At 47.3% G+C, this 23,155-nt stretch carries 16 protein-coding genes; 9 read left to right on the top strand and 7 right to left on the bottom strand.

What is annotated here, in order from left to right:
• Window positions 1-79 precede the first annotated feature (79 nt).
• Window positions 80-2,515 (top strand): methyl-accepting chemotaxis protein, encoded by a 2,436-nt coding sequence (locus BFP72_RS12235; protein ID WP_099599407.1) that lies wholly within the window; start codon window positions 80-82, stop codon window positions 2,513-2,515.
• A 67-nt stretch (window positions 2,516-2,582) separates the two neighbouring features.
• Here BFP72_RS12235 and BFP72_RS12230 read toward each other — a convergent pair whose 3' ends face one another.
• Window positions 2,583-2,774 (bottom strand): cold-shock protein, encoded by a 192-nt coding sequence (locus BFP72_RS12230; RefSeq protein ID WP_099599406.1) that lies wholly within the window; start codon window positions 2,772-2,774, stop codon window positions 2,583-2,585.
• A 231-nt stretch (window positions 2,775-3,005) separates the two neighbouring features.
• Here BFP72_RS12230 and BFP72_RS12225 point away from each other — a divergent pair, with 231 nt between their 5' ends.
• Complete coding sequence (locus BFP72_RS12225; RefSeq protein ID WP_158233390.1) at window positions 3,006-3,674, top strand: YdcF family protein; 669 nt, start codon at window positions 3,006-3,008, stop codon at window positions 3,672-3,674.
• A gap of 6 nt (window positions 3,675-3,680) precedes the next feature.
• On the opposite strand, the gene BFP72_RS12220 is transcribed toward BFP72_RS12225, so the two are convergent.
• The 4 genes from BFP72_RS12220 to BFP72_RS12205 all read right to left on the bottom strand — a co-directional run bounded on the left by BFP72_RS12220 (window position 3,681) and on the right by BFP72_RS12205 (window position 6,967).
• Window positions 3,681-4,127, bottom strand: a complete 447-nt coding sequence (locus BFP72_RS12220) for a hypothetical protein (RefSeq protein WP_099599404.1) — start codon at window positions 4,125-4,127, stop codon at window positions 3,681-3,683.
• Window positions 4,128-4,185: 58 nt separating this feature from the next.
• Complete coding sequence (locus BFP72_RS12215) at window positions 4,186-4,980, bottom strand: DnaJ domain-containing protein (protein ID WP_099599403.1); 795 nt, start codon at window positions 4,978-4,980, stop codon at window positions 4,186-4,188.
• Window positions 4,981-5,092: 112 nt separating this feature from the next.
• Window positions 5,093-6,280 carry a phosphoglycerate kinase gene (gene pgk, locus BFP72_RS12210; protein WP_099599402.1) on the bottom strand — a complete coding sequence of 396 codons (1,188 nt, stop codon included), beginning with the start codon at window positions 6,278-6,280 and terminating at the stop codon, window positions 5,093-5,095.
• 78 nt (window positions 6,281-6,358) lie between these two features.
• Window positions 6,359-6,967, bottom strand: coding sequence for an L-threonylcarbamoyladenylate synthase (locus BFP72_RS12205; RefSeq protein WP_099599401.1), 609 nt, complete (start codon window positions 6,965-6,967; stop codon window positions 6,359-6,361).
• Between the two features lie 229 nt (window positions 6,968-7,196).
• On the opposite strand from BFP72_RS12205, the gene BFP72_RS12200 reads away from it, so the two are divergent.
• From BFP72_RS12200 to BFP72_RS12185, 4 genes are all read left to right on the top strand, one after another.
• Window positions 7,197-9,344 carry a T9SS type A sorting domain-containing protein gene (locus tag BFP72_RS12200; protein ID WP_158233389.1) on the top strand — a complete coding sequence of 716 codons (2,148 nt, stop codon included), beginning with the start codon at window positions 7,197-7,199 and terminating at the stop codon, window positions 9,342-9,344.
• 213 nt (window positions 9,345-9,557) lie between these two features.
• Entirely contained in the window at window positions 9,558-14,612 is a 5,055-nt protein-coding gene (locus BFP72_RS12195; protein WP_099599399.1) for a translocation/assembly module TamB domain-containing protein, read from the top strand.
• Window positions 14,609-16,861, top strand: a complete 2,253-nt coding sequence (locus BFP72_RS12190) for a BamA/TamA family outer membrane protein (RefSeq protein WP_221406511.1) — start codon at window positions 14,609-14,611, stop codon at window positions 16,859-16,861. The genes BFP72_RS12195 and BFP72_RS12190 overlap by 4 nt, the downstream gene beginning before the upstream one ends.
• Window positions 16,862-16,939: 78 nt before the next feature.
• Window positions 16,940-17,539 (top strand): ribonuclease HII, encoded by a 600-nt coding sequence (locus BFP72_RS12185; protein WP_099599398.1) that lies wholly within the window; start codon window positions 16,940-16,942, stop codon window positions 17,537-17,539.
• A gap of 373 nt (window positions 17,540-17,912) precedes the next feature.
• Here the strand turns inward: BFP72_RS12185 and hppD are convergent, their stop codons facing one another.
• The gene (gene hppD / locus BFP72_RS12180) at window positions 17,913-19,040 is read right to left on the bottom strand and encodes a 4-hydroxyphenylpyruvate dioxygenase (RefSeq protein WP_099599397.1); all 1,128 of its coding nucleotides are present in this window, start codon (window positions 19,038-19,040) and stop codon (window positions 17,913-17,915) included.
• A complete protein-coding gene (locus BFP72_RS12175) occupies window positions 19,037-20,287 on the bottom strand; it encodes a Glu/Leu/Phe/Val dehydrogenase dimerization domain-containing protein (protein WP_099599396.1) in 1,251 nt (416 codons plus the stop codon). The genes hppD and BFP72_RS12175 overlap by 4 nt, the downstream gene beginning before the upstream one ends.
• Before the next feature lie 170 nt (window positions 20,288-20,457).
• On the opposite strand from BFP72_RS12175, the gene BFP72_RS12170 reads away from it, so the two are divergent.
• The 3 genes from BFP72_RS12170 to BFP72_RS12160 all read left to right on the top strand — a co-directional run bounded on the left by BFP72_RS12170 (window position 20,458) and on the right by BFP72_RS12160 (window position 23,153).
• A complete protein-coding gene (locus BFP72_RS12170) occupies window positions 20,458-20,922 on the top strand; it encodes an Lrp/AsnC family transcriptional regulator (RefSeq protein WP_099599395.1) in 465 nt (154 codons plus the stop codon).
• 2 nt (window positions 20,923-20,924) lie between these two features.
• Entirely contained in the window at window positions 20,925-21,605 is a 681-nt protein-coding gene (locus tag BFP72_RS12165) for a nitroreductase family protein (RefSeq protein ID WP_099599394.1), read from the top strand.
• Between the two features lie 96 nt (window positions 21,606-21,701).
• Entirely contained in the window at window positions 21,702-23,153 is a 1,452-nt protein-coding gene (locus BFP72_RS12160; RefSeq protein WP_099599393.1) for a PAS domain-containing sensor histidine kinase, read from the top strand.
• Window positions 23,154-23,155: the final 2 nt, after the last annotated feature.

Genomic DNA, 23,155 nt, shown 5'->3' with positions numbered 1-23,155 from the left:
ACATGCTCCTCATTACTCGTGTGGCGTTTTCAATCTAATCTTGTGCCTAAGACTAGAATACCTCATACTACAGACAGCTATGGAACTTTTCAAAGGACTCTCAGGGAAGTTTATTATTTCCTATGTGTTGACCCTTATTTTTGGCGTATGGACTTATTTCGCCATTCAAAACATCAACAAATACGAAGGCCTCAAAGATAGTCTCCAAGAGATCCATTTGGGATTGCTCCAGGCTAGGCAGTACGAACATGAATTTCTCACACGAGATTTTCGGAATCCCGATTTTTTGACCTCTGGGCGTAGCGAATATCTCGATCGCAATCGTCAGATTATCGATAGCCTCCTGTCGATCAATAGCCGCCTCAGAGCACAGCAGATATTTCCTGTAGAGAAGCAGGATTCGATTGCTGGGTCGCTACGAGCGTATCAGGCAACCCTCGCTCAGTTGGCCAAGCAAATGTACGAGCGAGGATTCAAAGACCATGGGCTGGAGGGACAACTCCGGCAGGCAATTCATGATGTGGAGGATGCGGATTTTGAGTACGACAAAGCACTGATGCTGATGCTTCGTCGGCACGAAAAGGACTTCTTTTTGAGACATGATTTGAAGTATCAAAAAAAATTCAATGCCGGGATCACAACTCTTTCAGCGCATATCTTGGAGGTGGGCAAGCAGGACCCAATGAGTCGGGATCAGATTTTGAAAAACATCCAAACCTATCAGCGCTACTTCAACGACATTGTCGCCATGTATCAAGTCATCGGTCTAGATGAGGGGGACGGGCTCCAAGGAGAACTCAATACCATTGTGGGCGTTTTGTCTGTCTCTGTAGACGAACTCATCGTGAGTGTCGGGGAGTTGGCAGACCGCAAGGTCAAGCAGAATATCTACGCAGTGGTCGTACTCATGGTCATCATCATGGCGATAGGGGTCGTCATACTCACAAAGCACGTCACTAAAATCACCCGAAATATCAACATCATCAATGATAGCGCGACCAAGTTGTCGAATGGACGTTTTCCCAATTTGGCGCATGTCAATTCGCGAGATGAGTTGGGCAAAGCACATGGAGCACTCAATGTGCTAGTGGAAGGGCTGAGGCACAAGACACAGTTTGCTCTGGAGATCGGACAAGGGAAGCTGGATACACAGCTTGAAGTGCTAGGTAAGAAGGATCAACTCGGAAATTCACTCATCGAGCTCAAGGCCAACCTCAAACGTGCCGTGTTGGAAATACATCATGTCGTTCGCCAAGCAGGCAAGAATGGAGAGCTGAATACTCGCGTATCCTTGGATGACAAACTAGGCGTATGGGAGGATTTTAGCAAGGCCATCAACAAGCTGCTGGAGTCACTGACCTTTCCTTTTGAGACAGTCAATCGCATCGTCAATGATATGGCGAGTGGAGATTTTACAGGGCGCTACGAGGGGGAGAGCAAGGGGGAGTTTGAAGTGCTCGCCAAAAATCTCAATACCTCTCTGGATAAACTCGGTGAGCTACTGCAGCAGATCTCTGATCACGCAGAGGTAATCAACGATTCGGCTCTGTCTATGCTCGTGTCCAACGAAGACATGACCAATAGCACCAATGAGATTGCTTCTGCTACTGCACAAATGAGTGCAGGAGCTCAAGATCAGGTAATGAAAGTAGACGAGTCGTCTCAGCTCGTAGAGGCGGTACTGAGGTCTACCGAAGAAATGGGTACCAGATCACAGACGATCAATCAAGCGGCACAGACTGGGTTTGACGACAGTCAGCGAGGAGCTGAGATGGCTCGCGAGATGGTCCATGGGATCACGCAGATTGCCAACTATACCCAAGGAGCCAACCAATCGATGGATATATTGACAGAGCGATCCAAGGAGATCAATAGAGTGCTTCGGGTGATGACAGAGATCTCGTCACAGACCAATCTGCTAGCACTCAATGCCGCGATCGAGGCAGCACAAGCGGGAGATGCTGGGCGTGGCTTTGCTGTCGTGGCAGAGGAGATTCGCAAGCTCGCAGAGGACTCCAAGAATGCTGCCAAGGAAATCGAAGTGCTCGTGTCAGATGTGCAAAAAGATACTGTGTCGGCCTCATCCATTATTGCACAAATGGGAGAGTCTGTCGAGTCGGGAGAAAAAATATCGAAAGAGGCTGAAGAGGTTTTTAAACTCATTTCGAATTCATCGGCAAACACACTGTCTCTTTCTCAAGGCATTTTGGAAGCCTCACATCTTCAGAAAGCAGATATCAATAAGATCGTGAATATCACCGAGAGTATCGTGGTGATCGCAGAGCAAACCGCCGCGGGTACAGAGCAAGTGGCAAGTTCTGCCGAAGAACTAGCTGCAGGGATGACTGACTACAACAGGCGCTCAGAGAAGCTCTCACAGATCGCTCATGAGTTGCGTGATCTACTGGGACAGTTTCGTATCCATGTGGAGGAGAAGGGTGCAGAAGATGTCTCTGGCGTGTTTTCGAGGAGCTCGACCGGTATACAAGAGGATCTGATTTTGGAGCGAGTATAAGTAAGGACAAATAAAAAGCCCCGATGCGAATCGGGGCTCATTCAAGAAAAAAAGTTTAATATCTTGTTTATACTGTCTTTACATTGACAGCATTCAATCCTTTTTTGCCTTCCTTCAGTTCGAATTCAACTTCGTCTCCTTCTTTGACGTCATCCACCAAACCAGAGATGTGTACGAAGTATTCTTTTTTTGTTTCACTATCGATAACAAATCCATATCCTTTGGATTCATTAAAGAATTTTACTGTACCGTTATTCATTGTATTAATTATAATATTGAGATAGAAAGGTAAGGTTAATTTTTTACTTCCGCATGGAATATGGGGAGAAAAAGAGGTCTAATTATGCATAATTAACATCTTCTTTATTTGGGACACAACTCTACGTAGATCAATGACTTGTGAAATTTGCGGTGGTTTTTTTGACAAAACTAGATTGGGATGGGAGGAGATGTGCTAGTTTTATTCTCGGACACCAATAGACAGTTATGTATGACAAGAGGGATATTTGTTTTGTTGCTGCTTCTTCCGTTGAGTAGCTGTTTGATTTCACAGGACAATTGCAAAGAATTGCTGGTAGAGGCGGAGGCTCAAACTTTTGATGTGGTGGTGGTCCCAGGTATTCCCTACAAGGACGGCAGTTGGGATATGCTCATGCAGGGTAGGGTATACTGGAGTAAGTATCTCTATGATCGAGGCATTGCCAAACACATCATGTACTCAGGAAGTTCGGTGTATTCGCCTTATTACGAGGCAAAAATCATGGCTCTCTATGCGGCCAAGATTGGTATACCGGATAGTGTGATCTTCACGGAGATACGTGCCGAGCACAGCACAGAGAATATCTATTACTCCTACAAAAAGGCCAAGAATTTGGGGTTTGAGTCGGTAGCACTCGCGACAGATCCTTTTCAAGCCAAAATGCTGAGGCGCTTCATCAACAAGAAGGTCGATACCTCGATTGCCTTGATCCCTTTCGTGTACGATACATTGAGCCAAGTACATCAAGACTCCGTGATTCTAATCAATGACTCGTCGGCTTACAATCCTACCTATGTGTCACTTGTCAAGCGCGAATCACAATGGAAGCGTATGATGGGGACGAGGGGCAAAAATATCAACGAGTCCTACTACGAAAACGGTGCCTTGGAGGAAGAGTGATGCAGGCTACTCTTGCTTGAGGAGATGACTTTGGATATAGATCACGCCTTGTTCGGTACCGTCTCGGTATATGGCTACTTGACTGTAGCCTCCTTGGTCATCGATCCATTTTAGCTTCATGTTTTTGAGGTCACTCATGTCATAGTAGGAGCCATAGGCGCAGTGATGAGGGTTGCCTTCTACGTCCTCGGTATAGGCCGAAAATACGATCATTTTTTTAGAAGTACTGTCCGGACTCTGGTAGCCAAATATCCTGTGGTCGTTACCGATTTTGGACATGAGCCATACGGTACTGTCCATTTTTTCGATGACAGCTTGAGTTTCGGCGGTGTCTGTAGTTAGGGTCGGAGACATCTCGGTAGAGGAGGATGTTTCTTCGCTTGTGGTGCTTGGGGTTTGGGAGCACGCAGTGCAGATCATACAGAAGATGAGGGAGTAAAATAGTGCTTTCATAGAGTTGATCGTTGTGTCAATTGGGCAGCAAAATAGCAAAATCTTACCGACTCTATCCTTAGATTTTCAAAAACATATAGAGCTGAAATAGTAGCAACATGACCATGAGGATGGCTAGTGAGAGTTTGGCATCCAGAGTTTTCATGACGAATCGGTAGAGACATACCACCAAAAACATGACGGGGATGATGATGCCAAAGACTTTGTAGATGTTGTAGATCTGTTCGTGGCTTTCGAGCCGTCCGTCTATGGTGAGTACGGCACGCATGGGTTTGCCTAGTAGGCTGGTGCTTTCTACCTCGGCGCGATCGTAGTGATCGAGTCGGATGACTTCTCCTTTGTCGAAACGCATCGTATACTTGTCAAACGCAATCTCGTCGTAGCGGTATCTGGCATTGCCCCGGTTACGTTCGTAGACTTTGGTGATGCTTCGGATCTGTTGTTCTTCGGTGTTTCGAGGCAGACTATAGTCGAGGGATAGGAGGATGTTGAAAGCCAAGATCCCGAGGGCGATGTAGTCAAATACGGCTAAGATTTGCTGCATGAGCTCTTGTTGGAGACGCTCTGCTTCACGTGCTTTTTGTTTGGCACGTGCACGGGCTTGTCTTCTTCGCGCTTCGTATTCGTCTGCTTCGGGGTTGTAGTTGTAGGTGATGGGTTCGTGATGAGGCGTAGGGCCGACTTGCGTCAAAAATTGGTAGGCCTCTGTGATCTCGATGAACTTCTCTTTGGCGTTTGGGTCTTTGCTGATGTCAGGGTGGTATCTTTTGGATAGCCTACGGTAGGCACTTTTGACCTCTTGCGTAGTGGCACCAGGCTGCAGCTCGAGAATGTCCAGATACTTGTTACTCATCTTCTAGCAAGTATAAGAATTTGATACCGATCTATAGTGAAGGAGGGAATAAAAAAAGCACCTCATCCATGAGGTGCTTTGATGTTTTGTCAGACACTTTGTCCGTAGAGGGTTACGATTGCAGTGCTGCCACACCTGGCAATACTTTGCCTTCCATGTACTCGAGCAACGCACCACCGCCTGTCGATACGTAGGAAACTTTGTCGCCGTACCCAAGGTTGTTGATCGCTGAAGCAGAATCACCACCTCCGATCAAGGAGAATCCATCGTTTTCGGTGGCTTTCACGACCGCCTCTGCGATGGCTTCTGTCCCTACTGCGAACGTTGGGAATTCGAATACGCCCATTGGTCCGTTCCATAGTACGGTCTTCGAGCTAGCGACTACCTCTTCGAATAGTTTAGCAGTTTCTGGTCCGATATCGAGACCTTCCCATCCGTCAGGAATTTCGCCTCTACCGACTACTTGGGTATTCGCGTCATTGCTGAAGTCATCTGCGATTTTGTTGTCTACAGGGAGATAAAGCTTCACGCCTTTTGCTTCTGCTTTTTTGACCAACTCTTTGGTCAATTCCATTTTGTCATCTTCACAAAGTGAGTTGCCGATCTTGCCACCGTTTGCTTTAGAGAAAGTGTATGACATACCACCACCGATGATGAGGTTGTCCACTTTGTCGAGCAACTTCTCGATGATCATGATCTTGTCAGATACTTTCGCACCACCCATGATCGCCGTGAATGGTCTCTCAGGGTTGTTCAATACTTTTTCTGCATTGTCAAGTTCAGACTGCATGACATAGCCACACACTTTATCGGTGAAGAATTTAGCCACGATAGTTGTCGACGCGTGCGCTCTGTGTGCCGTACCGAAGGCATCGTTGACATACACATCGCCGAGTTTAGAAAGCTTTTCTGCGAATGCTTCGTCACCTTTTGTTTCTTCTTTGTAGAACCTAAGGTTGTTGAGCAATAGTACTTCGCCAGGTTGTAGACCTGCTGCGAGATCTGTAGCATCCTGACCGATACAGTCTTCAGCGAATTTGACAGTTGTACCGAATCTGCTGCTGAGTTCGCCCACCAAGTGCTTCAATGAAGACTTCTCTTCTGGACCATCTTTTGGTCTGCCGAGGTGACTCATCAAGATCGCCGAACCACCATCTGCTAGGATCTTTTTGATCGTAGGGGTAGCAGCTTTGATTCTAGTCAAATCTGTGATTTCGAATTTGTCATTCAACGGCACGTTGAAGTCCACTCTTACCAAGGCTTTTTTGCCTTTGAAATTGTATTGGTCTAAGGTTATCATCTCCTAATATAGATTTAAATAATACTTTATTGCTTGAATAGTAAGTACCAAATGTGGGTGCATGTTGGGTGTAGAACTTTAGGCTTCTAGCGCCGCGAAAATATCTTCTGCTGCGATAGCGCCTTGACGCAAAATAAGTGGTTTTTCCCCGGTAAACCCAACGATCGTGGACTCAAATCCGATATCGCATTTCTCTCCGTCCAATATGTACTCGATTTGGTCGCCTAGTTGCTCGTCTACCTCTGCAGCTGTGACGGGACTGGGCTGGGAGTGGAGGTTGGCACTGGGTAGTGCCACCGGGAAGTCCAACTGAGCGAGTAGTTGTAAGGTCACGGGATGATTGCAGATACGGACACCTACGGTATGACCTCCTGCAAGCATTTCGGCGGGAATTCGATCGTTGGCTTCTAGTACGAGGGTCAGTGCGCCTGGCCAAAACTTAGCAGCAAGCTTTTCGGCACTCGCCGGAAAGTCTTTGACGAAAGTTTTGATCTTCTCGATCGAGTCGGTTTGTGCGATGAGTGCCTTGTCCATCGGTCTACCCTTGACGCGATAGATGGTTTTGATTGCTTCTGGGTCGAAGGCATTGCCTGCCAGCCCGTAGACGGTATCCGTCGGGATCGCTACCAGTTCTCCAGCCTGGAGGATACTGGCTGCTACTTTGATGTCTGTTCCTATTTGTGCCATGTGGCAATTTTAGTTTACAATGAGTATTAAGTACAAAGTTATTGTACACAAAGTATGGGATGAGAGTGGGTGTAGGTGAATAGGAAGAGTTGGTATCGATAAGGAAGGATTTTAGTCTATCAAGAAGGGTAGGGTAATTTCCTCTTCGGTCGTTGTACCTCTAGTTGCTGCCACATACAGTATGATGGACAGGCGAAGATTTACTTAGCAATCGATCGTTATGAGAAGAATGATACTAGTACTAATGTTGTTTTGGGCACAGGGAGCCAGTGCACAAGTGGATCTATACGGTCCAGGCACGTTTGAAGAAATCATGTCTCGTGCTTACGCCAAAGCGTGGGTTCCCACGGCAGTGGATGGTTTGAGCAATTTGGATTACACGATCTTGCTCGATGCTGAGACCAAAACGAAGGCTCTATCGATCAGTCAGGAGAATATAGGTGCATTGGAGATCGTACCAGTATCGAGCTTGCATGAGATAGGAGCCACTTACGCTTCTGTACTGAGTGGTGTTTTTCAATGGGTCGATGTGGCTACCTCGATAGAAGAGTCATGGACAGGGGAGTATCAGATTCGACCTGTGCTTCATAGCTATTTTGCATTGACCAGTCCGGATGGAGTCTCGCTAGAGACCATGGATGTGAGTTCATACTATCTAGACCAAGGGGAGAGCAGCTACTTGCGGTTTGAGGCCATAGGGGATGCTCATTCGATGGAGATCAAGGTGAGTGGTCGATGGAGGTATCAGGAGGTCACAGCGACTTTTGAGGAAGATACGAGTTGGGAGGTTCATTGGCTCTCGATAGGAGAGGATGTACTCGAGCTGGTACCTGACCAGGCAGATGCATCTCGTTTCTTTTTGGCGAATGCCCATGATTTGATAGATTTTAGTTTGTTGGAGGGGTCGGATTTTAACCCGAAAAATACGGCATGGCAGGAAAGTCCGTTTGCAGATTATCCAGAGGATGTCTGGGGATATGAAGAAAGTGCTTTGTACTCAGACCACTTTTTCAAAGATATAGATGAAGCCTACCATGCTCAACTCAGCGATACGGAAGCGGCAGATCAGGCAGTTTCGAAGGCTTTGGATGACATAGAGGAGACACTGGCTGCCGCTGGAGAGCAAATGAGGTACGATCGATCTGTGTATTTGACCTTTCGCGACAACTTGATGGCAAGACGCTTCATGAGCGATGATATATACAACAGCAGATTGGGAGAGAAGACGGTAGCGTATGTTTATTTTACCAATGCAAGAGACGACAATGGAGCGCCTCACCCCTTTATGGTGATCGCCTCTCACAATGCCTCCGATGGCCCCAATTTTCTGATTGATGTGGCACGTCCTCCTGGTGCGGGTGATGAGGGTGGGTATGCCGAGCAATCCATCACAAGAAACGCCGTATTGGAGGTGAAACTCGTGAAAATCCCCCTTAGAGATTATGGGCTAGTGGACGATCTCACGGATAATGATTTCTCTGCATATGGCACTCTTGCTTCGGATCTGAATCTGCCGATATCTGACTATGACGTATACAACTACGCCAGTGTGGCATCCAATGGGATCGCTATAGATGGAGTAGTGATATACCCTAGTTACAACAACAATTTGCGATTTGCTGCGCTGGATGCAGAGATCACTTCGACGGGTATCCACGTGGGTAGAGGTATGGGGCTGCATTATCATGCAGATGGTCACGGGTACAATCAAAACGGGATCAACCTATACAATACAGAGGATTTTGCAGGGAAAAATCATCCGCCCATGATAGGTTTTGCTTACGATGGTTTGGCACTGTTTGGAAGATACGAGCAAAGCCATACGGCCATGCTAGGATATGATGTATCTCTCGATGAGTTTGGAGGGCATGCTCACGGAGATTTAGGTTACCATTACCATGCCTTTGGGCAAGAGGTGACTTTCACTGATGAGATGGGTAGTACAGGCCCGTTTGTGCAGCACTTTTTGCTCGTGGGGGCTTGGAAGGGCAATATCAATGCTATCCCTGGCATCATGGAAGGCAGTACAGCCCAGCTGAAAGAAACAGATGTAGGAAGGTATGCAGGTGCAAGCTATGAGGAGAGTGAAGAAGAGCCAGGAGAAGAGCCTGAGGAGCCTCAAGAGGTACTAGGTACTTCGTCACAGGCTGATGAGGAGATCGTACTCTACCCCAATCCAGCGCTAGGAGAGTTTGTGGTCAAAGCAGAGCATGTAGATTGCGCTGAGCTATATGACTTGAACGGCAGGGTACTGATGATAGCAAGTATGGAGAATGGGGTGGCGAGATTTGACGTCACAGGATTGGCACAAGGAGTCTATGTACTGAAACTCCACAAGGTCAGCGGTGTGGTGGTCAAAAGAGTAAGTGTCCGCTAAACTCTATGGCGTCTATACCGAAAGCCCGGGTCAAAGTTGAAACCATCTTGATCAGCAGCCTAGCTATGCGATTGGAAGTGTCGTGAGTCGATAATCCACTATCAAGGATTGTTTGGTCTGCTTCTTGACTCAATCTATACTGGAAAAGAACACTTTGAAAAGTACATATGCTATCATTGCCGTTACGATGGCCATGGGCCGGTATAGGACTATATGTCAATAGGAAGGAAGTACAAGATCATACGAGCATTGGGCGGGTGCCTACTGGGGATATTTATCCTCTTTGTGGGGATGATTCTCCTCATTCGCAGTGCGTGGGGACAAGACCTCATTGTGGGCAAAGTGCTCGATTTTGTGTCCGAGAAAACCGAGACCCGTGTATCGCTGGACCGTTTGTTTATTACGTTTTCGGGCCATGTTTATGTGGAGGGACTCTATGTAGAAGATCAAGTACAAGATACCTTGCTGTACTCTCAGGACTTGGAAGTATCGATGGCTCTCTTGCCGATCCTGCTCGATCGTACTGTGGATGTAGACAAGGTCAAGTGGAGTGGACTGACGGCTCGTGTCAGTCGACCAGAGTCGGGACCGTACAATTTTGATTTTCTGAAGGAGGCTTTTGCGTCAGAAGATACTGTCGTGGAGGAGTCAACGAATCGACCATATCAGTTTGAGGTGGGAAGAGTTTATTTTCAGGATTTTGACTTGCGATATGATGACCGCTCTTCAGGGATGTATGGTGCCTTGCAACTTGGTAGTTTGACTTTGGATGTAGATCACATGGATATCGAAAACCTAGTGTTTGATGTGGCGGAGTTGATGATTGCCGAGGCAGACCTAGTCTATCAAATCACCAAATTGAGTAGGAAAGAGGAAGAAGCCAAAGCCACGTCTGCTTCTCAGTTACCTACGTTTGCCGTGAGGGATTTGGAGTTGAGTGACGTCACTGTTCGTTATACTTCTGTACCAGATAGCATGAAGTTGGGTGCAACTATAGGTGGACTGCTGCTCCGTGGTCCGCAGCTCAATCTCCGTGAGCAGATTGTCGCAGGGGAGTTGTTCCAACTGGAAGATTCGGAGGTTATCTACCATTCGACCTCAAAGGCGCACGCGGTAGACACGGCAAATACTGCAGGTGAGGAATCAGGAGACTTTGTATGGCCCGATTGGCGCGTAATTGTCAAGGAGGTCGCGATGGATCGCAATCGTTTCGCTTACCTAAGCGATACTGCTCGCTCACAGCCTGGAGTCTTCAATGCTCAAGGGGTAGATTTGCAGGAAGTCGAGCTGAAAGCCACGGAGGTGCAGTTCATGCCAGGACGGACAACACTCCAATTGACTCAACTTGGGTTGAAGGATAGGAGTGGGTTTGATTTGGAGAAATTGGCATTTGGATTGGCTATCGACGAGCGTGAGATGATTCTCTCCGATTTGGTTCTAAAGACCGAGCACAATGCACTCCGTGCTGATCTGGAAGTACGTTACCCTTCGATTGCTGCACTGATGGAGGATCCGAAGGTGGCCGCAGGACACCTACAGTTGAGTGGGCTGTCACTGGCAGTAAGTGAAGCTTTCATATTTGCTCCTGCTTTGGCAGAGGAGGACTATTTGCAGGCATTGAGCCAAAAGAAAATTACAGGGAACATCGATCTGAGTGCTTCGGACAAGGGACTTACCCTCCGAAGGACGCGCCTCAATTGGGGAGAATTGACCCAAATGACCCTTGATGGGACGGTGCGTCATCCATGGGACAGTAGTCAATTGACTTATGATGTGAGGTCTCTTGATCTGACTACTCAGCGGACAGACCTGTCAGCACTGTTGGGGTCGAGTGCCGTGCGGTATCCTCGTTCGATGCAGCTGACGGGAGCGGTTGTGGGCAATCTAGACGAAGCAGAGTTGACGGCTTTGGTTCACTCTACGGATGGGCAAGTGAGCCTGCGAGGTATGTTTGCTCAACGAGAGACATTTCGATTCGATGCGGAGCTTGAGGTGCGGCAGGTGGAAATGGGACGTTTGATGCAAAACCCAGAATTGGGGCAAATGAGTTTTACTGCACAGGCCCAAGGCAGTGGTGATGATTTGGCTTCTCTCAATGCGGTGCTCAAAACCAATTTTACTGCTCTAGAGCTCAAGGGCAGGGACTACTCTGACCTACGATTGGAGGGCAAGATGTCTGATGGGATTGCTCAGGTTGAGCTAGAGGTCGCTGACGAGCATATCCAAATGACGATGAATGGTCAACTCAAAATTGCGGAGGAACGCAAAGAAGTCGAGGCGTATGTGGATTTAGAAGGAGCGGATTTTTATGCCTTGGGTTTGACTCAAGATGATGTGAGGGCAAGGATGAAACTCAAAGTCATGGCCGTGCTCGATGCTACAGATATGATGCTGGATGCTTCGATATCCGATGGCTTAGTGGTCCATGAATTAGAGAGTTACCCTTTGGGAGAGTTTGTGATACAGGCTCAGCTCACAGATGACTCGACCAAGCTCAATGTACAAAGTCAAGTACTGCAAGGTAACCTCCAATCCAATGCAAGACCAGAGGATTGGATTGGAGCAGTGCAACGGCATCTTGCCAACTACATGGGCGAAGACCGTGATACGACGGGTGAGCAGGGAAAGGTAGCGCTGACACTGGACCTACGCGTCGAAGAAACTCCGATGCTCTTGAAGGTGCTTTTGACGGATTTGGAAGAGCTAGATCCTGTGGAGATGCACTTGTCGTTTAGCGAAGACTTACAGCAGTTGGATGCTCAGTTTTCGGTACCATATGCGCACTACCAAGAAATATCTATAGATAGCCTGGAGTGGGAGCTGCATTCGGACCAGAGGGGATTGGATTTTCGGCTTGGGTGGAGAGAGATCGCCATGTCCCCCTTGCTTATTGATCGCACGCAATTGGTAGGACATACAGTGGACGGTCGGTTGCTCCTAGAGCTCAATGCCTATACGGAGGATGAGCTGCTGATGCACATCGGTTCAGAACTAACGAGAAATGGAGATACCGTGTCTTATCACATGAACCCAGATGGCCTGCTGGTCAACCAACAGGTATGGTCAGTCCATCCCGACAATGCCATTTTGATGGGAAATGGCTTTGTAGATTTTTCTAACTTTATCCTGACTCAGGATCAGCAGCAGGTAGAGTTGACGTGTGGGTTTGCCGATGTTGAAGAAGAGCATGTGGGGGTTCGGTTGGACGGGTTCAAATTGTCATCTATATCCAGTTATCTCTCGGGAGGAGAAGAAACTCTTGCCCAAGGACTCATGAGTGGTGATGTGGTACTGGTCAATCCATTTGCCGACAAGGCCATGCTGGCAGATCTTCGTATCGATCGATTGCAGTTTTTGGGTGCTGCACTCGGTGTGCTGACCCTGCAAGGAGAATCCAAGACTGCCAAAAACTACGACTTTGCACTAGCTCTCAAGGGAGACAGTGTGGATGTTGGCTTGGTCGGAGATTACCATGCGACGAATCAAGGACCAGAGATGAACCTTGCTTTGGAGATACGAGAGTTTCAGGCGGGCTTGTTGACGCAACTGTCCGGAGGTACATTGACTGATGCGAGTGGGGTTATCACAGGAGAGGCACGGTTTAGAGGGACGGCTCAAGCTCCAGACTATCGGGGCGATCTTCGGTTTGATCAGGTGTCGGTTCGGGTGGATGCTTTAGATGCTCGATTTGAACTAGAGCATGAGTACATTGATTTTGACACGGAGCGCATCAATCTCAACCGACTCACTCTTTTGGACGAAAAGAAAAATGCAATCCAGTTGAGTGGATTTGTTCGGACTGAGGACCTGACCAATCCTCAGTTTGATCTTCGCATACAGGCAAAAGACTTTCATGCTTTGAGTTCCGAAGAAGGGGATCATGACTTGTTTTATGGTCGCGTCAATTTGGATGCCGCCCTGACGGTCAAAGGTGATCTGAAGGTGCCTGTTGTGCGTGGTGAGATTCATGTCAACGAGGGGACCGACCTGACAGTCATTGTGCCAGAGTCCGAAGTAGAGGTCAAGGAGCGCGATGGGGTAGTGCTCTTTGTCAACAAGTCTGATCCGGATGATATACTCACACGTGGAGGTGGCGAAGAGCAAGGAGGAGTGACTGTCAAGGGCTATGATGTCAATGCGACCGTCACCATCAACGAGAAATCTAGCTTCAAAATTGTCGTCAATGAACAGACCAATGACAATCTCGAAATCTCGGGGAGGGGTGACTTTAATCTGTCGCTCTCTCCGAACGGCCGTACGTCGTTTACGGGCAGGTACGAGATCAATGATGGTCGATACAAAGCTAGTTTGTACAATCTGGTGACCAAGGAGTTTGAAATGGCGCCTGGTAGTAGGATCGTATGGAAGGGTAATCCTCTCGATGCGGAAGTTGATATACGAGCCATTTACAAGGTGACAACTTCTGCAGCGCCCCTGATGGCCAACAAGATCTCAGGGATGTCCACGGAGTCTGCGAGTATCTACAATCGTCGCTTGCCATTTTTGGTCTATCTCAATGTCCAAGACGAATTGCTCAAACCTAGGATTTCGTTTGCATTGGACATGCCCAAAGACGAGCAAAGTGCACTTGGAGGCGAGGTGTATGGCCAAGTCAAACAGCTCAATGAACAGGAGGAAGAGTTGAATAAACAGGTGTTTTCGCTGCTGGTATTGGATCGGTTCTTTCCTGCATCGGGAAGTGATGGGAGCAGTGGAGGGTCTGCGGCTATTGCCAGAGAAAATGTATCTAAGGTGCTCTCCAGTCAGCTGAACCAGTTTTCCGACAAGGTGACGGGGGATTCTGGACTCGAACTGGAGTTCAATGTGGATAGCTACAGCTACAATCAAGGCAACGGCACTGAGAGTCGTACAGCCTTGGGGATAGATGCCCAAAAGAAATTTGCGGACGATAGGGTGATAGTCAAAGTAGGAGGAGATGTGAATATTCAAGGCAAGGAGCAGGAAGGGCAAGGCTCTCCTTTGATTGGGGATGCTAGTGTCGAATATCTGCTGACCGAGGATGGGGTCTATCGAATCAAGGGTTTTGGAAAGGATGAGTTTGATACTGTCATCGATGGACAGTACTACGTGACGGGGATTGCCTTTATTTACAACAGAGAGTTCAATGAGTTTAGCGATCTCTGGAAGAAACAGGCCGAAAAGGAAGGGATAGATTTGGAGAATAGGGAGCAAGATGAAGCAGGAACTCAAGAAAAATCTAAGGGCAAGGATGCTACTTCGAAAACCAAGACGAAAAAGAAAAAGTGAAGCACAAGCGATGGATATATATCAGTAGTATGATTGCCGTATGCCTGCTCGGCAGCTGTACTGCACTGCGCTATGTGCCCGATGACGAACAGCTGTATACGGGAGGGGAAGTAAAGCTACACATGGCGGAAGGGGAGAAGAAACCCAAAGGGCTAGATCGTGAGCTAGCAGAGCTTCTACGCCCTCGACCCAACAAGAAGATACTGGGCAGGCGCGTGGGCTTGACCGCTCATTATCTGGTGGAGCAGGACAAGGATGATTTTCTCGTGCGATTCATCAACAAGAAGATTGGAGAGGAGCCTGTCTACCTATCCGATGTGGATGTGTCTCGGACGATAGAGCTGATTGACAACAGACTGGAAAACAGGGGGTACTTTGGCAATGTCATCGATAGTGAAGAGAAAGTGGGCAAACGAAAGGCACGGATGAGCTACACCGTACAGACCCAGAGACCCTATGTGCTCAAGGACTACACCCTGAGTACGGATTGTTTGCCGATTTATGAGGTGATCCAAGAGACAATGGAGGAGACACTGTTGGAGTCGGGTTCGCGCTTTGATCTGTATGTCTTGACGGCAGAGCGAGAACGCATCGATACTTACCTCAAGTCCAAAGGCTATTTCAATTTTAGTCAGAATCTTCTGATTTTCGAGGCGGATACCAATCAAGTTGGAGACAAGGAGTTCAATCTCTATCTGAGATTGAAACGAGACGCTCCCTATGCTTCTTTGGTGCCGTATCAAATCCGTAGCTTGGAAGTCTACCCACAATATGTGATTGATGACAAGAATGCTGAGATGGATACAGTCTTCTTGGATAGTACGTTGTACATTCAAGAAGGAGTGTTTTTCAAGCCCAAACGGTTGAAAGATCATATTGTGCTCCGTGAGGGGCAGTGGTACAATCCTCAAAAGTCTAAGTTTACCAGTCGGAGACTTTCTTCACTCAACACCTACAAGTATGTCAACATTGATTTCATCGAGCAGCCGATAGATAAAACCGACGCTCAGGGCTATCTCGATACGAAAATCTACCTCTCACCTTTGAGCAAGCGATCATTGCGAGCCGAAGTGCAGGCCGTGATGCAGTCCAACAATTTTACCGGTCCGGCGTTGTCTTTGACCTATGGCAACCGAAATCTATTTGGTGGAGGGGAGAAATTGAATGTCTCGGCTTCTGTAGGGTACGAGGCACAGATTCTCAACGGTAGTGACGAAGGGTTGACCAGTGCACAATTAGGGCTCAATGCAGAAGTTATTTTTCCACGCTTGATTTTTCCGGGCAATTTCCAAGGGAGGTTCAGGTATTCGGTACCCAAGACAAAAGTCGCTACGGGCGTGGATTATTTGGATCGGAGTAGCTACTACCGGTTGGTGTCCTATCTCAATACCTTCGGGTATACTTGGAGAGGCAATCGTCGAGTCAGGCATCAGATCAATCCGATCAGTATCAACTATGTCAATTTGATTCATGTCAGTGAGGAATTTCAAGAGATTTTGGATGAGAATGCTTACCTCAAGGGTAGTTTTGAACAGCAGTTCATCGCTGGGTTGACCTATCAGTTTGTGTACAACGAACTCGTAGATTCTGAAGATTCCAATGCCCTCTTGCTCAAGCTAAATGTAGATGTAGCAGGCAATACAATCAATCTATTTGAGCCTGGAGAGGAGTTTATAGGCATTGCTTATGCGCAGTATGCCAAAGCTGATATTGACTTGCAAAATCACTACCGCTGGGGCCGCTCCAATGTCCTAGTGGGGCGTGTCTTTGCAGGGGTGGGCTATGCCTATGGCAACTCGGTGACCTTGCCTTATTCCAAGCAATATTTTTCGGGAGGCCCCTATAGCGTACGTGCATTTAGGATTCGTTCGTTGGGGCCGGGGACCACCAGTCCCGATGATTTCAATACCGACTCTTTTTTTGATCAGACCGGAGATATACGGTTAGAGGCCAATGTAGAGCACCGATTTCCGATTGTGTCCATCCTCAAAGGGGCGTGGTTTGTCGATGCAGGCAATGTCTGGTTGGTCAGAGACAATCCGGATTTGCCTGGGGGCAAATTTACCGCCAAGTTCCTCGATGAGTTGGGAGTCGGGGCTGGTGTAGGACTCAGAGTAGATATACAAGGGTTCGTGATTCGGCTTGACTGGGCCACTCCCCTCAAAGATCCGACGTTACCCGTTGGAGACCGTTGGACTTTTGATCTTCGAGATTCCATTTTGAATTTTGCCATCGGTTATTCCTTCTAAATGAGGGGGGACTGTCGTTCTCCCAATTCATGATTTCTGTTCATCTTTGTCCCTATTCAAAGAATATGCGTTCAATTCATGCTATTAGCTTATCATCAAGAAAATACTATAGAAGCAGGCTGTGACGAAGCGGGACGTGGTTGTCTTGCGGGCCCTGTAGTGGCTGCAGCAGCCATCATGCCAGTGGATTTTAGTCATGCTGTACTCAACGATTCTAAACAGCTCTCGGCCAAGAAGCGCGAAGCACTGGTCGATGTGATCAAGGATGCAGCCATCGCATGGGGAATAGGGGTCGTGGACAATGTAGAGATCGATGAGATCAATATCCTCAACGCATCGTTTTTGGCGATGCATCGGGCGATTGATCAGTTGAGTGTGCGACCTGAACTGCTGCTCATAGATGGCAACCGGTTCAATCGCTATCGGGATATTCCCCACGAGACGATGATCAAGGGAGATGGGCGCTTCTATTCGATAGCTGCTGCATCGGTACTAGCCAAAACTCATCGGGACGACCTGATGACTCAGTATGCGCTACAATATCCGCAGTACGGGTGGGACAGAAATGCAGGATATCCTACCAAGGCACATCGTGCTGCCATCAAAGAATTTGGGTCTACTCCCCTTCATAGACAGAGCTTTAGGTTGCTGCCAGAACAACTCGAAATTTTCGATTAGTACCTAATAGTAGGTAGATTGGTAGTCAATTACTTGTATTTGAACGAAAGGGTTAGAATTAATCAAGTTCTGTACTTATCTTAGTTGGACTTAATGAAAGTAGAATCCTCATGAAGTGTTTATGTGAAGGTCAAAAATTCACGAAAAATGTTGAGAGAAGCCCCTAGCTTCTCTCTTTTTTTGTCTACTTGAGAGATAGTAGACCACTTCGTTGTTCAAAATTCGTGACTGTCTTTATTTACAATAACCACCTATGAGGTAATGTTTAAATAATTGGGATAATGAATACCGAATGCTCAATGTCGAATATTGATTTTTATCTTCGGAAATACCGGCTGAACCCAAAACTTAGCATTCTCCTGAGGGAGATAATTTAGAGTGTACCTCTCAGTTCTTGTTCTCGTTCGATGGCTTCAAAGAGCGCCTTGAAATTGCCTTTGCCAAAGGATTGTGCGCCTTTTCGTTGAATGATCTCGAAAAATACCGTCGGTCTTGGTTCTACAGGCTTGGTGAAAATCTGTAACAAGTAGCCTTCGTCATCTCGATCGATCAAGATGCCCAATTGGCGCAGTGGTTCTAGGTCTTCGTCGATCTCTCCGACGCGTTCGAGTACTGTCTCATAGTAGCTGTTGGGGACCTGTAGGAATTCTACGCCTCGGTCTCGCATGGCAGTGACCGTCTCGATGATGTTGTCGGTGGCTACTGCGATGTGTTGCACGCCAGGTGCGCCATAAAAATCCAGAAACTCTTCGATTTGGGATTTTTTCTTACCTTCAGCTGGTTCGTTGATCGGAAACTTGATACGTCCATTGCCATTGCTCATGACTTTGCTCATCAGAGCGGTGTATTCAGTAGAAATGTCTTTGTCGTCAAAGGAGATCAACTGTGCAAACCCCATCACCTCGGTATAAAAATCAACCCATTGGTTCATTTCTCCCCACCCGACATTGCCTACCATATGGTCGACGTACTTGAGTCCCGTAGTACTTGGCCGATAGGGGCTGTCCCAAGCTTGATACCCTGGCAAGAAAGTGCCTCGATAATTTTTGCGTTCGACGAAGTAGTGTACCGTCTCGCCATAGGTATGGATGCCGGATAGTACTACTTCGCCGTGCTCGTCTCGACGTGTTTCGGGAGGGAGGTAGGGTTTGGCTCCCCTACGGACTGTTTCTTCGAAAGAGTAGGTCGCGTCATCGACCCATAGCGCGACTACTTTGACCCCATCACCATGTGCATCGATGTGTCGTCCGATGGCGGTTCCCTTGACTAGGGGCGAAGTGAGGACGAGTCGAATTTTGTCTTGTACCAGCACGTAGGATTCGCTCTGTTTGTCACCCGAGACGAGCCCACGGTGTGCGAGAGATTGAAAACCAAAAGCCGTCTTGTAAAAGTGTGCAGCCTGTTTGGCATTGCCGACATAAAGTTCGATGTAATCTGTACCGTTGATAGGTAGGAAGTCTTCGGCTTCCGTGAATATTTTTTCGATTGTTTGTGTTTTCATAACATGGGGATTTTGGGTTGAGGGATCAATTGAGCCAGTGAGTTCTCAAAAGCTGTATTTGTAAGACCAATTTTTGTTTTGTTGTGGTGATGGATTTTTTCCAAGGCCTTGTAGATGGTACGGGAAGTGTCTTCGAAGATCGCTTGGTCCGAGAGGTTAGCTTTGCCCTCCATGAAATAAGCAAAGACACGGGCCATACCGCAGTTGGCGATGAAGTCAGGAATCACCGAGAGATTTTGATCGGCATATTCGCTGATTGGACCGTAGAAGATTTCTTCATCGGCAAAGGGGACATTAGCCCCACAGGCGATGAGCTCTAGTCCCGAACCGATGAGCTTGTCTATATGGATACGTTGCAACAGTCGCGATGCGGCTGCCGGAATAAAGATGTCCGTGTCTAGGTGCCATATGCGATTGTCTGTTTCTTCGAACGAGAGCAAGTCAGGGTGTTGTAGTTGATTACCTTTTTTGTTTAGAAATAGCTCTTTGACCTCAGTCTTGCTGAATCCTTGAGGTTGGATGAGTCCGCCTTCTCGGTCTATGATCCCTACGATCTTGGCTCCTTGGTTAGCTAGGTAGAAAGCCGCAGCTGCTCCTACATTGCCCCAGCCTTGGATCGTGACTCGTTTGTTGGCAAGATTGCCACCCCATAGCGCGTAGTAGTGGACGATACTCTCTGCTACGCCAAATCCAGTGATCATGTCTGCGACTGTAAATTTTCGGCTAGGCGAGGGGGAGTATTGTGCTTCATCAATGACTTTGATGACGCCATGACGAAGCTGACCGATTCGGTTGATTTTGTCCGCTTGGTTGGGTTGGAAGTGCCCGTTGAATACCCCCTCTTGTGGGTGCCATAGCCCATTGGTCTCTGTGATAGGGATGACTTCTAGTATCTCATCGATGTTGAGGTCGCCTCCTGTGCCGTAGTAGTGTTTGAGCAGGGGTTTGACCGCTGCGTACCAGCGCTCTAGTACTTGCTGCTTTCGTGGGTCATTGGGGTCAAAGTTGATGCCTGACTTAGCACCTCCTATGGGTGGCCCTGAGATGCTAAATTTGATTTCCATAGTTTTGGCTAGAGATTCTACCTCGTTGCGGTTGAGTCCTTTGCGCATGCGTGTGCCTCCTCCAGCTGCACCACCACGTAGGGAGTTGATGACTACCCAGCCTTCAGCGTCCGTTTCGTCATCGTGCCACTCGAATATCACCTCCGGGCGTTTGCTTTCAAACTGTTTTAGCAATTCTTTCACTGTTCCTTTCTTTTGTAAAGGATAAAAGTATTTATTTGTGTATAATGACAGTGTTTAATTCTTTGTTTATAAGTAGAAATAAGAATTAACACATTCTTTATGTATGTAAAACGAACTAATATTCTTTTACGTGAAATGAAACTGAGGTTTGGGGTAATAAAATTCTAACAATGGCACTTTTAGACGAAGTAGATATCAAAATGCTGGATATTTTGCAGCGAGAGGGTCGCATCACCAACAAGGCATTAGCCGAAAGGCTGGGGCTGTCCACCACACCTGTGTTTGATCGGATGAAGCGATTGGAAAAAGAAGGTGTGATCAAGCAGTATGTAGCCCTGATCGATCAACGAAAGATTGACAAGAAGCTGACTGTTTTTGTGTTCATTTCACTCAAAAACCATACGAGGTCCTATTTGGATAAATTCATTGGGGAGATGAACGAATACCCAGAGGTACAAGAATGCTACCATATAGCGGGGGATTTTGATTACATGCTCAAGATCGTGAGTCGAGATATCGAGTCGTTTCAAGCATTTATTTTGGCCAAACTTTCGGTCAACTCCAATATCGCTCATGTCAAGAGTCAATTTGTATTGTCCAAAAACAAGCATACCACAGCCTTTAAAATAGATTGAATATGAAAACCAAAGACATCAATGGGTTTACACATGTAAAATATGCAGCAGATCACTATACTGAAGAGGAAATGTTGCAGCGCAGTGAGGCTTTCTATCAGTGGATTGATAGAAGACGTAGTGTACGGGAGATTTCAGACCGTTCGTTTCCCAGACAGGTTCTGGATCAGATCATCTTGGCAGCCTCTACAGCTCCCTCAGGAGCACATAAGCAGCCTTGGACATTTTGTGTGGTGAGCAATCCGGAAATTAAAGCCAAGATTAGAGAGGCATCTGAAAAGGAAGAAAGAGAGAGCTACGAGTCCCGGATGAGTGAGCGATGGAAGGATGATCTCAAGCCCATCGGAACGAACTGGCACAAGCCGTTTTTGGAGAAAGCACCGTATTTGGTGATCTTGTTTAAACGGGTCTATGAACTGGACTCGGAAGGCAAGAAAATTAACAACTACTATGTCAACGAATCGGTGGGGATCGCCGCTGGGATGTTCATCTCGGCAGTTCATCATGCTGGCTTGGTGACACTGACGCATACACCGAGCCCGATGAATTTTCTCGCAGACATCTTGGGTCGACCAGCCAACGAACGGGCCTACTTGGTGCTACCTGTAGGCTATCCTGATGCGGACGTGTACGTACCAGACTTCAAACGCAAGCCTTTGGACGAGGTCTGCGTGAACTATTGAGTCGGGAATAGCAAGAGCTGTGGTGGTGTGAAGACTCCCGTATCTTCTTTGATTTATTGATTTAATCCACTAGATTTTGTCTTTTAGGAGACAAGCATGAGTTCGGAAAAGCACCTATTGGATCTAATCAATCATAGTCATGACCGTTTGTGGTCTTATGATCGTGACTTGATTTGTTTGGTAGTCAACGAGGTGATGCGTCAAGATTATCAATTGGCGTTTGGTGAGGCTTTGAAGCCAGGGATGCATGTACTGGACCATGTTCCTGAGCCGCTGTGTTCGCAGTGGGAAGCGAGGTATCGCAAAGTTCTAGACGGAGAAACACAGGTGTTTGTCGAGCGCTTCGATATGGAAGGTATTCCCGAGTATATGCAGGTCACCATCGTGCCGATTATAGAGGGTGGACAAATCATTGGCGGAGCTTGTACTTCTCGCAACATGAGTGAGCAAAGGCGCGCAGAGATCAAAGTTTTGCAGAATGAAGCCTACCTCATCGCGCAAATAGAAAACACGACAAATCCTATCTGGTCCGTAGATCGAAATTATCGACTATTGACCATCAACAGCGCCATGAATCAAGGGTATTTGGAGGCTTTTGATGTGGATCTGAAAGTGGGAGACGATATTGTCAGTTCGATACCAGAGGGGTTAGGTATTCGGGATAGTTGGAAAGAAAGATACCAAAGAGCTTTGACTGGAGAGCGCTTTTCGGTGATCGAAGAGTACGATGTGTATGAAGAGCCTGTTTTTGTGGAAATATCGTACAACCCTATCCGGGTGGGAGATGAAATTTTGGGTGTAGCCTGTTTCAGTCAGGATATCACGGCCATTCGAAACTCTGAATTGGCATTGAAAAAGGAAGTAGAAACCAAAGATAAATTCTTCTCCATAATTGCCCATGACCTGCGTGGGCCAGTGGGTAATATTCGTGAATTGGTCAAGTTGCTGACCTCTACTGATGCTGCGGTTTCGGTAGAGCAAAAGAAGCAGGTTGTTGCTCATCTTGAGAAAACATCGATTCATGTCTATGAATTGTTGGATAAGTTGCTGACTTGGGCTCTGTCTCAGCAGAAAATGGTTCAAGTGAGTCAAGAAAAAGTCAATGTGGCGGAAGTCGTAGAGGAGAGTATCAGAGCCCATCGATCGAGCGCCGTGTCCAAAGGGGTGTCTACTATCGTACACGTCGATCCCAAGGTGGAACTGGTAGCCGACAAGCGGCTCCTGATGAGCACGATCGCTAATATCTACAACAATGCCGTCAAATACACTCAGGAGCAGGGTCGAGTCACGATCGAAATGGAGGATCGTGGAGCTTATTATCAGTTTTGTGTCAAGGATACGGGAGTAGGGATGAATGCAACTCTCTTGAAGACGCTCTTTGATGAGTCAGAAATGCAAACTCAACCAGGAACCAAGAATGAAAAAGGGACTGGGTTAGGTTTGTTGCTCTGTCAGGAGTTTATCAAACTCAATCAAGGAGAGATTTGGGTAGAAAGTGAGCCTGGAATAGGGAGTTCATTTTATTTCACTATCCCCAAATCCGATTGATC

The sequence above is a fragment of the Reichenbachiella sp. 5M10 genome (assembly GCF_002742335.1).
GTDB lineage: Bacteria > Bacteroidota > Bacteroidia > Cytophagales > Cyclobacteriaceae > Reichenbachiella.
The sequence above is the reverse complement of the archived record's forward strand: the minus strand, read 5'-3'. Positions and strand labels throughout refer to the sequence as shown.

Excerpts from the sequence above, each read along its gene's own strand:
- BFP72_RS12235 (WP_099599407.1), top strand. The coding sequence starts at position 80 with ATGGAACTTTTCAAAGGACTCTCAGGGAAGTTTATTATTTCCTATGTG.
- BFP72_RS12230 (WP_099599406.1), bottom strand. The coding sequence starts at position 2,774 with ATGAATAACGGTACAGTAAAATTCTTTAATGAATCCAAAGGATATGGA.
- BFP72_RS12225 (WP_158233390.1), top strand. The coding sequence starts at position 3,006 with ATGACAAGAGGGATATTTGTTTTGTTGCTGCTTCTTCCGTTGAGTAGC.
- BFP72_RS12220 (WP_099599404.1), bottom strand. The coding sequence starts at position 4,127 with ATGAAAGCACTATTTTACTCCCTCATCTTCTGTATGATCTGCACTGCG.
- BFP72_RS12215 (WP_099599403.1), bottom strand. The coding sequence starts at position 4,980 with ATGAGTAACAAGTATCTGGACATTCTCGAGCTGCAGCCTGGTGCCACT.
- pgk (WP_099599402.1), bottom strand. The coding sequence starts at position 6,280 with ATGATAACCTTAGACCAATACAATTTCAAAGGCAAAAAAGCCTTGGTA.
- BFP72_RS12205 (WP_099599401.1), bottom strand. The coding sequence starts at position 6,967 with ATGGCACAAATAGGAACAGACATCAAAGTAGCAGCCAGTATCCTCCAG.
- BFP72_RS12200 (WP_158233389.1), top strand. The coding sequence starts at position 7,197 with ATGATACTAGTACTAATGTTGTTTTGGGCACAGGGAGCCAGTGCACAA.
- BFP72_RS12195 (WP_099599399.1), top strand. The coding sequence starts at position 9,558 with ATGTCAATAGGAAGGAAGTACAAGATCATACGAGCATTGGGCGGGTGC.
- BFP72_RS12185 (WP_099599398.1), top strand. The coding sequence starts at position 16,940 with ATGCTATTAGCTTATCATCAAGAAAATACTATAGAAGCAGGCTGTGAC.
- hppD (WP_099599397.1), bottom strand. The coding sequence starts at position 19,040 with ATGAAAACACAAACAATCGAAAAAATATTCACGGAAGCCGAAGACTTC.
- BFP72_RS12170 (WP_099599395.1), top strand. The coding sequence starts at position 20,458 with ATGGCACTTTTAGACGAAGTAGATATCAAAATGCTGGATATTTTGCAG.
- BFP72_RS12165 (WP_099599394.1), top strand. The coding sequence starts at position 20,925 with ATGAAAACCAAAGACATCAATGGGTTTACACATGTAAAATATGCAGCA.
- BFP72_RS12160 (WP_099599393.1), top strand. The coding sequence starts at position 21,702 with ATGAGTTCGGAAAAGCACCTATTGGATCTAATCAATCATAGTCATGAC.